The sequence below is a fragment of the Dokdonella koreensis DS-123 genome, assembly GCF_001632775.1.
In the GTDB taxonomy this organism is placed as follows: Bacteria; Pseudomonadota; Gammaproteobacteria; order Xanthomonadales; family Rhodanobacteraceae; genus Dokdonella; species Dokdonella koreensis.
The window spans coordinates 1,639,772-1,652,902 of sequence record NZ_CP015249.1 but is presented as its reverse complement, the minus strand read 5'-3'; the positions used below and the strand labels follow the sequence as shown (position 1 = coordinate 1,652,902).

Below are 13,131 nucleotides of genomic sequence, written 5' to 3'. Positions count from 1 at the left end.
ATGTTCTTGTCGCAGCTTCGTCGCTGGCGGAGGCTGCAGGGGTCCGCCGCCGTCCCGCCCGCCTTCTGCCGAGAGAGACCGATCGATGTTTCGTACCGCCTTCCTGCGGATGCTGCTGCTCGCGCTGACGAGCCCCCTGATCGCCGGCACCGCCGCCGGCCAGTCGATCGACCTGTACGTGACGCTCTACCACGTCGAGTACCCGTTCGAGGCCCCGCGCTACTGCGCCTCGCTGACCAACGACGCGCAGGTGACCGCGCTGGCCGGCGACTACTACAACCTGTGCTTCATCGTCCGCAACCAGTCCGGCACGCCGCTCACGCACCACGAGTTCCGCGCCGACGGCGTCCTGATCAAGACGATCGACTACACGATCGCCCAAGGCGGCCTGGAGATCACCTACGAGCAGCGCATGCTCGCCACCCGCAACATGGACGTCACCTACACGGTAACCTCCTCGGCGGGCGCCGGCGGGCCGTCGTACACGTCGACCGCACGGCTCCGGCTCGACACGCAGGTGCCGGAGATCGCGCTCAGCCGCACGGCGGTGGCGGTGACGACGGTCGCCGGGCGCGTCGCCAACGATGCCCTGACGATCACCAACCTCGGCCGCGGCGCGCTGGCCTGGCACCTCGGCGAAGCGCAGGCCGCCGACGGTCCGCAAAGCGACACCGCGCCGGCCGGCGGTACCCCGGCGCCGCGGACCGCCTATGCGATCGAATCGATCGGCGGACAGCAGCGCCACGTCCGGTTCGACCTCGAATCGCCGCAGGTCTCCACGCCGCTGACCGCAACGCTCGCCGACATTCGCGCCGGCACTTTCGTCGACGGCGACTTCAGCCGGCAGATCCTGCTCGACGGCAGCGGCCAGATGCTCGCGCTCGACCTCGCCAGCGGCCAGACCAGTGTGCTGTCGACCAACACGCGCCCGGTCGCCGCCGACCAGGCCTGGCGCGGCCTCGCCTGGGATCCGGTCGAGCGCCTGCTGTACGGGCTGTCGGCGCGCGACGACGCCGCCTCGATCTACCGCATCAACCCGGCCACCGGCGCGGCCAGCCGCGTCGGCAACATCAACGTCTACCGGCGCGCGATGCGCGGCATCTACGGCGCCATCACGGTCGACAGCGACGGCCGCATCTACGCGATCGACACCGCCAACGACCTGCTGATCCGCATCATGTTCGACCCGTATGCGGAGCCCGGCAACGTCAGCGGCTACACGGTCGGCCCGCTGGGATTCGACGTCGAGGACATCGCCGGGCTGGCGATCGACGCCGCCGACCACAGCCTCTACCTGTCGGCGCTCGACGCCGGCACCGGCCAGGCCGGCATGTACCGCGTCGACACCGCATCGGGCGCTGCGACACCGGCCGCGACGCTCGCCTCGGCGAGTCCGCGCATCGCGATGGCCGCGGTCGGAACCGCGCGGCCGTGCAGCACCGAGCAGGACGTGGCCTGGCTGTCGCTGAGCCCCTACACGGCGGTGCCGCTGGCGCAGGGACAGTCGAGCGAGGTCCAGCTGTTCCTCGATGCGCGCCGCCTGCCCGCCGGCGTCTACGAATCGCACGCCTGCATCCACAGCAACGATCCGCGACGCAACAAGATACCGGTGCCGGTCCGCCTGACGGTCCTGCCCGAAGCCCAGGGCGACCCGATCTTCGCCGACGGATTCGAACCATGAGCCGGCCGCCGTCCGATGTCTTGCGCCACCGGTCCCCGAACACGACGAGCCCTGCGATGAAACCGACGCCGACCTCCTTTGCCTCCCTGCCGCGACGCACCGCGCTGGCCACCTGCCTCGGCGCGATCATCGCCGCCGCCGGCACCTGCGCACCGGTGACGGCCGCCGCCCGGCCGCTGGCCGGCGCCAGCCCCGCCGAGACGCTCGCGCTGCGCCGGCAGCTGTTCTCGGCGCCGCGCGCGCCGCGCGCGGCACGGCATCCGGCACCGGCCGGCGGAACGACGCGGCCGGTCACCAGCTGTGCCGACGACGGCAGCCCCGGCAGCCTCCGCGCGGTCGTCGCTGGTGCCGGCGACGGCGACACGATCGACCTGAGCGCGCTGACCTGCTCGACGATCACGCTCGCCGGCGGCGAGATCGTCGCCACCGCCGAGAATCTGACGCTGGTCGGTCCCGGCAGCGCCGCCCTGGCGATCGACGGTGACGGCCAGGGACGCGTGCTGGTCCACCAGGGCGAAGGCCAGCTGGCCGTGTCCGGACTGTCGCTGGTCAACGGCGTGGTCGCCACCGGATCGGACTACGAGGGCGGCTGCCTGTGGTCCTACGGCGACGTCGCGCTCGACCAGGTCACGATCAGCGGTTGCCGGATCACCGATGCACCGTTCGGTATCGGCGCCGGCGTGCGCGCGCTCGGGAGCGTCAGCGCGACCGACACCACGATCAGCGACTGCCGGATCCTGGTGGGCGGTGCCGCCGGCGCCTCGGCGATCTCCGCCGAGGAGAACGTCACCCTGGTCGACAGCCGCCTCAGCGGCAACATCGTGGCGGTGACGGGCACCTACGACTACGGCTACATCTACTTCGGCGCGGTCAACACCTGGGGCCAGCTGACGATGACGCGCAGTACGGTCAGCGCCAATCGCTCCTACCTGACGAACCCCGACCTGTCGGACAGCCACGTCTGGGGCGGCGGTGTCACCACCCATGGCGGCGGCACCATCGTCGCCTCGACGATCGACGACAACCATGCGCGCGATCTCGGCGGCGGCGTCACGATCGACGGCTCGCAGGGGTTGACGATCATCAGCAGCACGATCTCCGGCAACTCGGCCGCCCGCGGCGGCGGCGTGCTGGTGATGCCGCTGTCGCGATCGGTGGCGATCCGCAACAGCACCATCACCCGCAACACCGCCCAAACCGGCGGCGGCGTCTACTTCGACGAGCCCTACGACCCGCTGCTGGTCGAGCTGCAGAGCACGATCCTGGCCGGCAACACCGCACCCGGCGGTGCCGACATCGGCAAGCGCGACCGCCTGTCGATCTACGGCGCGAACAACCTCGTCCTCGCCGTGGGGAACGGCGTCGTGCTGCCGGCCGACACGCTGCAGGCCGATCCGAAGCTGGCACCGCTGGCCGAGAACGGCGGCCCGACGCGCACGCACGCGCTGGCCGCCGGCAGCCCCGCGCGCGACGCCGGCAACGACTACTTCGGCCTCGGCACCGATCAGCGCGGCCCCGGCCACGCCCGTGTCGCCGGCGCCGAAGCCGACATCGGCAGCTACGAGGCGCAGGCCGCCACGGACGCGATCTTCCGGTCCGGGCTCGACGCGGACTGAGCGAGCGGCGCCGCCCCCACCGCCCGATCGCGGCGACGGGCGGCCACGCGCGGGAACGTCTCGCGCTCCCATCGACCTCCACCGGCGCCGGCCACCTCGCCGGCGCGTGCGCGACATCGCGTGCCGCGCGGCATACTCGCAGGCTCGCACTGCCGTGCCGCGTGCGGAGGAGCGCGCAATGCCGGACCTGTTCGCCGCCATCGACGAAGGCCGTATCGAGGCCATCGGCCCACGCGCCTGCGTGCTGCGCGGCTTCGCGCTCGCGCAGGCCGATGCACTGGCAGCGGCGGTCGTCGACGTGGCGCGCGCCGCGCCCTTCCGGCACCTGGTGACCCCGGGCGGCTACACGATGTCGGTGGCGATGACCAATTGCGGCGCGCTCGGCTGGATCGCCGATCGCCGCGGCTACCGCTACGCGGCCGTCGATCCGCAGACCGGCCGTCCCTGGCCGGCGATGCCGCCGGTCTTCGCGCACCTGGCCGGCACGGCCGCGGCCGCGGCCGGTTTCGCCGGCTTCGCGCCGGATGCCTGCCTGATCAACCGCTACCAGCCCGGCACGCGCCTGTCGCTGCACCAGGACCGCGACGAGCGCGACTACGCGGCGCCGATCGTGTCGGTCTCGCTCGGCATGGACGCGGTGTTCCTGTTCGGCGGCCTGGCCCGCTCGGACACGCCGGCCAAGGTGCCGCTGCGGCACGGCGACGTCGTGGTCTGGGGCGGCGAGGATCGCTTGCGCTTCCACGGCGTGCTGCCGCTGCGGGACGATCCCCACCCACAACTCGGCAGCCAGCGCATCAACCTGACGTTTCGCAAGGCCGCCTGAGCCGGTTGCAGGCCGGATCGCCGCGACCGGACGGCCGTGGCACTGTTGGGCCGCCACCGGCGGGTACCTCCCCCAAGCCCGCCGCAGCCAACACCTGAGCCGGATCGCCACGACGCTCCAGCTACTCCGGTAGATTCGAACGAATCAGGTCCGCAGTTTCGGCAAGTTGCCTGGCAGAAACCTGAACTCGCTCTCGGCGCCGTGCATCCCCGCTTGGATCGTGCGGGATACCCCGTTGGCGTCCGGCGCCATCGAATGTCGCGAGCTGCGGCGGACCTATACCCCAGTCACTGCCCTGCTGCCGAGGCACGACATGGAAATGGAAGTGCGGCGTTTCCTGTCCGCTGAAGACGCCGTTGTTCTGGAACGTAAGTATTCCGAGGGGGCGATACGTCTTGACGAGCGCCTCTGCGACTCTCTTGGCCGAGGCCAGTATGGCCCCGCACTCGTGGTCAGAGAGATCGAGTAGCGTCGCGATGTGCCGGCGTGTGATGACGCAGCACTGGCCAACCTCGAATTGCCACGGATTGATCACGGTCAAGGTGTGTTCGCCTTCGTCGATGATCTTCCAGCGTTCTTCGCGAGCTGCCACACAAAGGTCGCACGGATCTCTTATGGGAAGTTCGATCATCTGTCCTCTCCGAATCAGCCGGTTTGCCCAAGCGGCCCAACTGTAACGCGCTCGGGCGTGACGATCCGACGGATCACGACCGGCAACGGCTCACCCTGCGTTTCGCACGCCTTTGCCGAGGCCGCCCCCCACGGGGTCTGAAGCATGTCCGCATGCGCCCCGGCACGCCTCGTACCAGCAGCAAGGCCGAGCGCTTCATCCAGACCGCCCTGCGCGAATGAGCGAATGTGACTTCATTCGAGACTTCGGCTCAGCGCCAACAGGCACTGGATCACTGGCTTCATCACTGCAACTGGCGCCGGCCGCATACCGCTGCAGCGGCCTGACACCTGTCTCCCGACGGGGGCCGAGCCGAAACGACCTAGTGAAGCTTCATCGCCAGTCCGCGCCTGCCCCGCTCTGGACGGTATCGCCGGGACCGTCGGCAGGAGCCACCGGCGGCGCGACTTAGCTGCGACCCTGGCGGCTTCGCACCGAACGGCGCACTCGTGCGCTAGTCCATGCGTGCGTACCGGCTCGGCGATTGCCCGACGTGCCTGGCGAACGCGACGCTGAACGCACTCGTGGACCCGTACCCCACGCGTTCGGCCACCTCGGATACCGCCAGGCCATCGGCACGAAGCAACTCCTTGGCGATCGCCATGCGCCATGCCAGCAGGTACGCCATCGGCGCCACCCCGACCCGGCGCGTGAAGCGCTCGAAGAACACGGAACGCGAAAGTGCCGCGATCTTCGCCAACTGGTCGATGGTCCACGGCCGCTCCACCTGGGCATGCAACTGCCGCAGGGCGCGTGCCAGCCGCTCGTCGCCCAGGCCCCGTAGCAACCCCGGCGGCGCGCTTCCGGCCGCGGCCGCACGCATCGCCTCGACCAGCAGCAGTTCCACCAGCCGCGAGCGCATGAACTCGCTGCCCGGCTTCGGGTCCGCCGATTCCTCGCCCACCATCTGCACCAGCTGCGACAGCCGCGCCGAACCCTGGACGTGCACGACGATCGGCAGCAGCGACACCAGCAATCCCGGATCCACGCAATCGAACACGAACGCGCCGCCCAGTGAACGCATGTCCGGTTCGCCTTCCGGCTCGCCGTAGCGCAGCTCGCCCTGGCCGCCGGCGACCTGGTCGGGATCCAGGTGCACCGGCGGCGCCGGCGCGAAGCTCGACAGCGTGAAGGCCGGCGTCGTCGGCAACAGGACGAAGTCGCCGGCGCCGATGGCGACCGGCTGGTGCCCGTCGATCGCCAGCAGGCAACGCCCGTCCAGCACGATGCAGAAGCTGGGTTTTCCATACTCGGAATAGCGCACGGCCCAGCTGCCTTTGCCGCTGATGACGTTGGCGAACACCGCACGGGGCCGCAAAAGCCGGACCACCTCGGATAGCGGATCGCTCATATCAGGACTATTGCTAAACTAATAAGGACTTTACATCATCGATCATCCTTCGATGTGCGTCTATCGTTCGCTCCGAGTCCACCCAACCTCGGAGCTGAAAAATGAAGACCGTACTGATCACCGGCTGTTCGTCCGGCTATGGCCTGGAAACCGCCCGCCGTTTCCTCGCGCAGGGCTGGAACGTCATCGCCACGATGCGCACGCCGCGCGAAGACCTCCTCCCCGCATCCGACCGGTTGCGTGTCCTGGCACTGGACGTCACCGATCCCGACAGCATCGCGCGCGCGCTGGAAGCCGCCGGCCCGATCGACGTGCTGGTGAACAACGCCGGCATCGGCCTGTTCGGCGCATTCGAGGCCACGCCGATGGCGACCGTGCGCGAGATCTTCGAGACCAATACCTTCGGCGTGATGGCCCTGTGCCAGGCGATCATCCCCGCGTTCCGCCAGCGCCGCGCCGGCACCCTCGTCAACGTCACGTCGAGCGCGACGCTGGCTCCGTTTCCGCTGGTCGCCGCCTACACCGCCAGCAAGACCGCGATCGAAGGATTCACCGCCTCCCTCCGGCACGAACTCCAGGGCTTCGGCGTGCACGTGAAACTCGTCGAACCCGGTTACGGCCCAACGACCCGCTTCACCGCCAACGGCCAGCAGCGCATGCAGGGATTGATTCCCGAAGCCTACGCGCCGTTCGCACACAGCGTGTTCGCCGGCTTCGCCAAGGTCACGGCGACGACCGAAGCGGCCGACGTCGCCGAAGCGGTCTGGAGCGCAGCCAACGATGCCTCGGGCCACCTGCACTTTCCGGCCGGTGCCGACGCCGTTGCGCTGGCCGGGCAGCGCCGGCTCTGCTGAGTTCGTGGGCATGGCCGGTCGGACTGCAGTGCCGGTGAAGAAACGTGCCGATCAGTTCGCTGGGATGGTCACTGTGCTTCCGGTCTCCAGGAAGGGATACGACTGGGCGAATCCTGACGAATCTCCAACCGAACGAAGCGAGCAATCCAACGCTTCGCTCACGTTGCGGTCTCTGCCGGCGATCCGGCCGACGCGGAGCGGGACAAGGTGCGCCCACGCAGCAGGCGGTACGCCGCCGGGATGACCAGCATCGACAGCAGCGGCGCGGTCACCATGCCGCCGAGCATCGGCGCGGCGATGCGCTGCATCACTTCCGAGCCGGCGCCGGCGCCGATGAACAGCGGAAACAGGCCGGCCAGGATGACCGCGACGGTCATCGCTTTCGGGCGCACCCGCAGCACCGCGCCCTCGCGAATCGCCGCCTCCAGCGTGGCGATCGTGGCCGGTTCGCCCGCAGCCAGTCGGCGCTCCCAGGCCTGACGCAGGTACAGCAGCATGATCACGCCGAACTCGGCGGCGACGCCGCCCAGCGCGATGAAACCGATCATCGTCGCGATCGACGTCGCATGGCCCAGCATCCAGATCAGCCAGAGCCCGCCGACCAGCGCCAGCGGCAGGCTGAGCAGGATGATCGCGACCTCGCCGACGCGGCGGAACACCAGCCAGATCACCAGGAAGATGATCGCCAGCGCCGACGGCACCACCCATTGCAATCGCGCCTGGGCGCGCTGCAGGTATTCGTACTGGCCCGACCACGCAATGCCATAGCCCGAAGGCAGCTGCACCTGCTGGCCGACCGCGCGCTGCAGGTCGGCCACGACGGACCCCAGATCGCGGCCTGCGACATCGACATAGACGTAGCCGACCAGGCGGCCGTTGTCGCTCTTGAGCATCGGCGGCCCCGGACTGAGCGACACGTCGGCCACCTGCCCGAGCGTCAACTGCACGCCGCCGGGCGCAACGAGCGGCAGCTGCGCCAGTGCGGCCAGCGAGTCGCGCTGACCGCGCGGGTAGCGCAGCACGATCGGGTAGCGCTCCCGGCCTTCGATGGTCTCGCCGATCGGTTCGCCACCGACCACCGTCGCGATCAGTTGCTGCAGATCCGCCTGGCTCAGGCCATAGCGCGCCGCGACCTCGGGACGGATGCGCACATCGACATAGCGCCCACCGGTGACACGTTCGGCCAGCGCCGAGCTCACGCCCGGCACGGTCTTGGCGACATGCTCGACCTCGCTGCTGAGCCGCTCGATGACGCCGATGTCCGGCCCGGACACCTTGATCCCGATCGGGCTCTTGATGCCGGTGGCGAGCATGTCGATGCGATTGCGGATCGGTGGTACCCACAGGTTGGTCAGGCCCGGCACCTTGACCGCGGCATCCAGTTCCTGGCGCAGCTTTTCCGGCGTCATGCCCGGCCGCCACCGGCTGCGCGGCTTGAAGGTCACCGTGGTCTCGAACATCTCGATCGGCGCCGGATCGGTCGCGGTCTCGGCTCGACCGGCCTTGCCGAACACGTGCGCGACCTCGGGCACGGTCTTGATCATGCGGTCGGAGAGTTGCAATAGCTGTCGGGCCTTGTCCGCCGACAGGCCCGGCAAGGCCGTGGGCATGTACAGCAGCGTGCCCTCCTCCAGCGGCGGCATGAACTCGCTGCCGACGCGCAGGTACGGGATCAGCGTCAACGCCAGCACGAGGCCGCTCAGGCCCAGGGTCAGCCACGGGTGCCGCAGCACCCGGTCCAGCACCGGCCGATAGCCGGCGATCAGCCCGCGGCTAATCGGGTTGTCCTGCTCCGGGCGGATCCGGCCACGGATCAGATACCCCATCAGCACCGGAATCAGGGTCACCGACAAGCCGGCGGCGGCCGCCATCGCGTAGGTCTTGGTGTAGGCCAGCGGCGCGAACAGCCGGCCCTCCTGCGCCTGCAAGGCGAACACCGGCACGAACGACAGCGTGATCACCAGCAGACTGGCGAACAGCGCCGGACCGACTTCGGTGGCCGCTTCGCCCATCAACTGCCAGCGCGCTTCTCCTTCGGGCTCTCGGCCGTGCTCCTGGCGCCAATGCTCCAGGTGCTTGTGCGCGTTCTCGATCATCACCACCGCCGCGTCGACCATCGCACCAATGGCGATCGCGATGCCGCCCAGCGACAGCAGGTTGGCGGTGATGCCCTGGTGGCGCATCACGATGAAGGCGACCAGCACGCCCAATGGCAGGGTGATCACCGCGACCAATGCCGAACGCAGGTGCCACAGGAACAGCGCGCACACCAGAGCGACGACCAGAAACTCCTCGCCGAGCTTGCGGGTGAGGTTGCGCACGGCCTCATGGATCAGCTCGGAACGGTCGTAGACCGGCACGATCTCCACACCGCCGGGCAGGCCGGCCTGCAGTTCCTTCAATCGCGCCTTGACGTTCTCGATCGCGGTCAACGCGTCCTTGCCGGTGCGCAGCACGATCACCCCGCCGGCCACTTCGCCTTCGCCATCCAGTTCGGCGACACCTCGCCGAAAGGTGGGGCCGCGGGTGATGGTGGCGACCTCGCCCAACAGCACCGGCACGCCGTCCGCGCTGACCACCGGCACCTGCTCGAACGCAGCCTGGCTGCGCAGGTAGCCCTCGCTGCGCACCATCAGTTCGGCTTCGCCCTGTTCGACGACCGAGCCGCCGGTGGCGCCATTGGCGGCATCGACCGCGTCGATCAGTTGCACGACGGTGAGGCCGCGAGCGGCCAACGCCTGCGGGTCGGGCACGATCTGCCAAGCGCGTATCGCGCCGCCGACGCTGGCCACCTCGGCCACGTCCCGGACCGTCTTGAGTTCGTAGCGCAGGAACCAATCCTGCAACGACCGGAGCTGCCCGACGTCGTGCTGGCCGGTGCGATCGACCAGCGCGTACTGGTAGATCCAGCCCAGCCCGGTGGCGTCCGGACCCAGGGCGGGGCTCACGCCTTTCGGCAACCGGTCGCGGACCTGGCTCAGGTACTCCAGCACGCGCGAACGGGCCCAGTACGGGTCGGTGGAATCGTCGAACAGGAGGTAGACGAACGAGTCGCCGAAGAACGAAAACCCGCGCACGGCTTTCACGCCTGGCACCGACAGCATCGTGGTGGACAGCGGATAGGTGACCTGGTCCTCGACGATGCGCGGGGTCTGTCCGGGCCACTGCGTGCGGATGATGACCTGCGTATCGGACAGATCCGGCAGCGCGTCCAACGGCGTGTGCCGCACCGACCACAGCCCGGCGATGACCAGCAGCAGCGCCGCCATCAGCACCAGCACGCGGTTCGCGATGCAGGCGTGGATCAGGCGCGCGATCATGGCTGCTTCTCCAGACTGGCGGAGGGCACATCGCGGACGGTGCAGTCGGGGGCCGCGCCCGGTGCGAATTTCGGCACCAGTTGCATGTCCATGAAAGGCGACGTGCCGGACTGGTCGAAATGCTGGTCCGGCTTCATCGGGTCGTACCAGTACTGCACGGGGCACGAGCGCGCGGATGCGGGCGCAGCGATCTTCGCCGGCGCCGGTACGGGAGCGGTCTCCGGTGCGTTATCCGGTAAGGGCGCCTCCAGGGGCGTTCCCGGAGGCCCGGCTTCTGGCGCTCCCAGGCGCTCCATTGCACCCGACAGGCTGGCCTCCGAGTCGATCAGGAACTGGCCGGACACGACGACGCGCTCGCCGCCGGCGAGTCCGGCGATGACCTCGGTACGTCCACCGCCACCGCGCCCGGTACGCACCCGCACAGGGCGGAAACTGCCGTCCGCGTCTTGCACGATCACCCGGCTGTCGGTTCCCGTGGCGATCAATGCCTCGGTCGGCACCCAGGGCAGCGGTACATCGGCCTGCGGACGCAACGTCACCTCGGCAAACATGCCCGGTGCGAGCACGCCGTCCGGATTGCGCACTACGATGCGTGCGCGTTGCGTACGGTTGGCGGCATCGACCTGCAGCAGCAACGCTTCGACTTCGCCGACGAAGGTCTGCCCCGGCACGGCGCTGACCGACGCTTCGACCGGCGTTCCGGGTTTCAGGCGCGCCACGCCGGCCTGCGGAATCGCCGCTTCCAGCCACAACGTGGCGGTGCCGTTGATACGGAACAGCGGCGTACCCGGCAGGACCGCCTGCCCCTCTCGCGCCAGCACCTCGGTGACGACGCCCTGGCTCGGCGCGCCAAGCGTCACGCTACCGTCGCGGCCCACGCCGCCAGCGGGAATCCCGAGCACGCGCAGGCGGTGCTGCGCGGCCGATTGCAGGTCGCGCGCCGCGGGCGACTGCACTTGCCGCAACGCCTGCGCCTCGGCCAGCGCACTGCTCCAACTCGGAACCCGCAACGAAACCAGCGGCTGGCCGCGCACCACCGACGTGTACGGCGCCCTGACCTGCACCCGGGTGACGACGCCCTCGGCGCGGGCGCTGACTACCGTTTCCTGACGCAGGTCCCAGGTCAACGTGCCGGGCGCATGCACGATCGATATCCACGGCGCCACCTCGACCTGAGCGGTGCGAATGCCCACGCTCTGTTGCAGACCGGCATCGATGCGCACGCCACCGCCGGCGACCTCATCGGCGTACTTCGGCACCAGTTGCATGTCCATGAAGGGCGACTTGCCGGGTCGCTCGAAGTGCTGGTCGGGCACCATCGGGTCGTACCAGTACAGGACCCTGCGCTCGGCCGTGGTCGTCGCCGATGCGGCGGCCTGGTCCGTGCCACGGTGCGTGCCGCCTTGCGCCCACCAGTAGCCGCCGGCCAAGCCCGCGACCAGCAGTGCGAGCGCGGCGGTGGCCATCGTCAACCACGTCTTCGTGCGCGTCATGGCGAAATCTCCTTCTCCGGCAGCAGATAGGCCAACGCCGCCCAGGCGCGGCCGAGTTCACCCAGATGACGGGCGTGTTCGACGTGCAGTTCGAGCTCGTCGCGGCGCGCTTCCAGCCACGGCTGCAGATCGCCGCCGCCCGCGTAGGCGGCCAGCGCTGCCTGGGCACGGTCATGGGCGAGTGGGAGGCTTTCGGTTTCCTTGCGCGCGACCTGCCGCGCAAGGCCCTGCCATGCGGCCAAGGTGCGGCGCACCGCTTCGGCCTGCGTGCGCCGGGCGTCTTCGCGTTCGGCCGCCACGGCGTCGAGTTCGGCGCGCCGTGCCGCCACGCCACGGTTCTGCCGGTTGCGCGGGAACAGCGGCAGACCGACACCGACTTCGACCATCAACATGTCACTGCGGCGCCTGCCAGTCGGCGTCCGATCGCGTTGTCCGTAGGTCACGCCGAGGCTCCAATCGGGGCGCTTCTCGGCCAGCGCGGCATCGACTTCGGCTTCGGCCACTGCCTCGCGCGAACGCCACGGCAGCAGCGGCCCTTGGCGATCGATCGAGCTCAGCAGCTCGGCCGGGGCGACGGGCAGTTCCGCCAACGCGGGCGGTGCGTCCTCGGCCTCCAGATCCGCCGGCTCCTCACCGAGCCAGCGCGCAAGGCCGGCACGGGCAGCCTCCACGGAAGCCTCGGCGGCATCGATCCGGTTCTCCAGATCGAGCGCAGCCGCTTGCGTGGCCAGGGTGCCGGTCACCGTGTCGGCGCCCCCCGCCAACCGCGCCTTGGCGGTGCTTACGGCCATGGCAGCGGGTTCTCGCAAAGACCGCAGAGCAGCGACCTCGCGCTGGGCCGCCCACAGCGCGATCCAGGCTTCGGCGACGCCGCGCCGCACTGCCAACTGCTCCGCCGTCGACAACGCCTGCGCCTCCTCAATACCTCGATCGGCCACGACCTGACGCGCGCGCCGCTTGGCGCGCGCCGGGATTTCCTGCATCACGCCGATTTGCTTCATGGTCATGTCGTCGGCGCGGAAGTCGAACGCGTCGGCACCGGTGACCGGCCAGTTGCCGAGGCCGAACGTCAGTTTTGGATCGGGCAAGGCGGCGGCGCGAACGGCTTCTTCCTGCGTGGCTGCGACCTGCGACCGACGCGCCTGAAGCATCGGGGCGCGCTCCGCCCCCAGGCGCTGCGCGTCATCGAACGAGACGTCAGTCGCGAAGGACCAGACGGGGGAGAGGACGACGCCGAGAGCCAGCGTCCACGCGTACCAACGGCGAATGCCGCACCGACGGTGCAGCGAGAATGGAAAGGACATGAGACCTCCGAACACGCAA

The 13,131-nt window shown here is 69.6% G+C and carries 9 protein-coding genes; 4 read left to right on the top strand and 5 right to left on the bottom strand.

Going from position 1 to position 13,131, the window contains the following annotated elements; translation table 11 throughout:
* Positions 1-85 precede the first annotated feature (85 nt).
* From I596_RS06520 to alkB, 3 genes are all read left to right on the top strand, one after another.
* Entirely contained in the window at positions 86-1,681 is a 1,596-nt protein-coding gene (locus tag I596_RS06520) for a DUF4394 domain-containing protein (protein ID WP_067645653.1), read from the top strand.
* Positions 1,682-1,737: 56 nt separating this feature from the next.
* On the top strand, positions 1,738-3,297 hold the full coding sequence (locus I596_RS06515; RefSeq protein WP_067645652.1) for a choice-of-anchor Q domain-containing protein: 1,560 nt from the start codon (positions 1,738-1,740) through the stop codon (positions 3,295-3,297).
* A gap of 178 nt (positions 3,298-3,475) precedes the next feature.
* Complete coding sequence (alkB, locus tag I596_RS06510; RefSeq protein WP_067645651.1) at positions 3,476-4,120, top strand: DNA oxidative demethylase AlkB; 645 nt, start codon at positions 3,476-3,478, stop codon at positions 4,118-4,120.
* Positions 4,121-4,241: 121 nt separating this feature from the next.
* Here the strand turns inward: alkB and I596_RS18045 are convergent, their stop codons facing one another.
* Both I596_RS18045 and I596_RS06500 read right to left on the bottom strand, forming a co-directional pair.
* The gene (locus I596_RS18045) at positions 4,242-4,751 is read right to left on the bottom strand and encodes an HIT family protein (RefSeq protein ID WP_083965418.1); all 510 of its coding nucleotides are present in this window, start codon (positions 4,749-4,751) and stop codon (positions 4,242-4,244) included.
* A 493-nt stretch (positions 4,752-5,244) separates the two neighbouring features.
* Positions 5,245-6,141 (bottom strand): AraC family transcriptional regulator, encoded by an 897-nt coding sequence (locus I596_RS06500; protein ID WP_067645648.1) that lies wholly within the window; start codon positions 6,139-6,141, stop codon positions 5,245-5,247.
* A gap of 101 nt (positions 6,142-6,242) precedes the next feature.
* Here I596_RS06500 and I596_RS06495 point away from each other — a divergent pair, with 101 nt between their 5' ends.
* The gene (locus tag I596_RS06495) at positions 6,243-6,995 is read left to right on the top strand and encodes an SDR family oxidoreductase (RefSeq protein ID WP_067645647.1); all 753 of its coding nucleotides are present in this window, start codon (positions 6,243-6,245) and stop codon (positions 6,993-6,995) included.
* A gap of 158 nt (positions 6,996-7,153) precedes the next feature.
* Here the strand turns inward: I596_RS06495 and I596_RS06490 are convergent, their stop codons facing one another.
* Genes I596_RS06490 through I596_RS06480 form a run of 3 tightly spaced genes read right to left on the bottom strand, consistent with a single transcriptional unit; the run spans position 7,154 to position 13,112 of the window.
* Positions 7,154-10,315, bottom strand: coding sequence for an efflux RND transporter permease subunit (locus tag I596_RS06490; RefSeq protein WP_067645646.1), 3,162 nt, complete (start codon positions 10,313-10,315; stop codon positions 7,154-7,156).
* Complete coding sequence (locus I596_RS06485; protein ID WP_067645644.1) at positions 10,312-11,808, bottom strand: efflux RND transporter periplasmic adaptor subunit; 1,497 nt, start codon at positions 11,806-11,808, stop codon at positions 10,312-10,314. The genes I596_RS06490 and I596_RS06485 overlap by 4 nt, the downstream gene beginning before the upstream one ends.
* Entirely contained in the window at positions 11,805-13,112 is a 1,308-nt protein-coding gene (locus I596_RS06480; RefSeq protein ID WP_083965417.1) for a TolC family protein, read from the bottom strand. Before I596_RS06480 ends, I596_RS06485 begins: the two co-directional genes overlap by 4 nt.
* Between the last annotated feature and the right edge of the window lie 19 nt (positions 13,113-13,131).

Coding starts and splice junctions, on each gene's coding strand:
- I596_RS06480 (WP_083965417.1), bottom strand. CDS start 13,112: ATGTCCTTTCCATTCTCGCTGCACCGTCGGTGCGGCATTCGCCGTTGG.
- I596_RS18045 (WP_083965418.1), bottom strand. CDS start 4,751: ATGATCGAACTTCCCATAAGAGATCCGTGCGACCTTTGTGTGGCAGCT.
- I596_RS06490 (WP_067645646.1), bottom strand. CDS start 10,315: ATGATCGCGCGCCTGATCCACGCCTGCATCGCGAACCGCGTGCTGGTG.
- I596_RS06500 (WP_067645648.1), bottom strand. CDS start 6,141: ATGAGCGATCCGCTATCCGAGGTGGTCCGGCTTTTGCGGCCCCGTGCG.
- I596_RS06485 (WP_067645644.1), bottom strand. CDS start 11,808: ATGACGCGCACGAAGACGTGGTTGACGATGGCCACCGCCGCGCTCGCA.
- I596_RS06515 (WP_067645652.1), top strand. CDS start 1,738: ATGAAACCGACGCCGACCTCCTTTGCCTCCCTGCCGCGACGCACCGCG.
- I596_RS06520 (WP_067645653.1), top strand. CDS start 86: ATGTTTCGTACCGCCTTCCTGCGGATGCTGCTGCTCGCGCTGACGAGC.
- I596_RS06495 (WP_067645647.1), top strand. CDS start 6,243: ATGAAGACCGTACTGATCACCGGCTGTTCGTCCGGCTATGGCCTGGAA.
- alkB (WP_067645651.1), top strand. CDS start 3,476: ATGCCGGACCTGTTCGCCGCCATCGACGAAGGCCGTATCGAGGCCATC.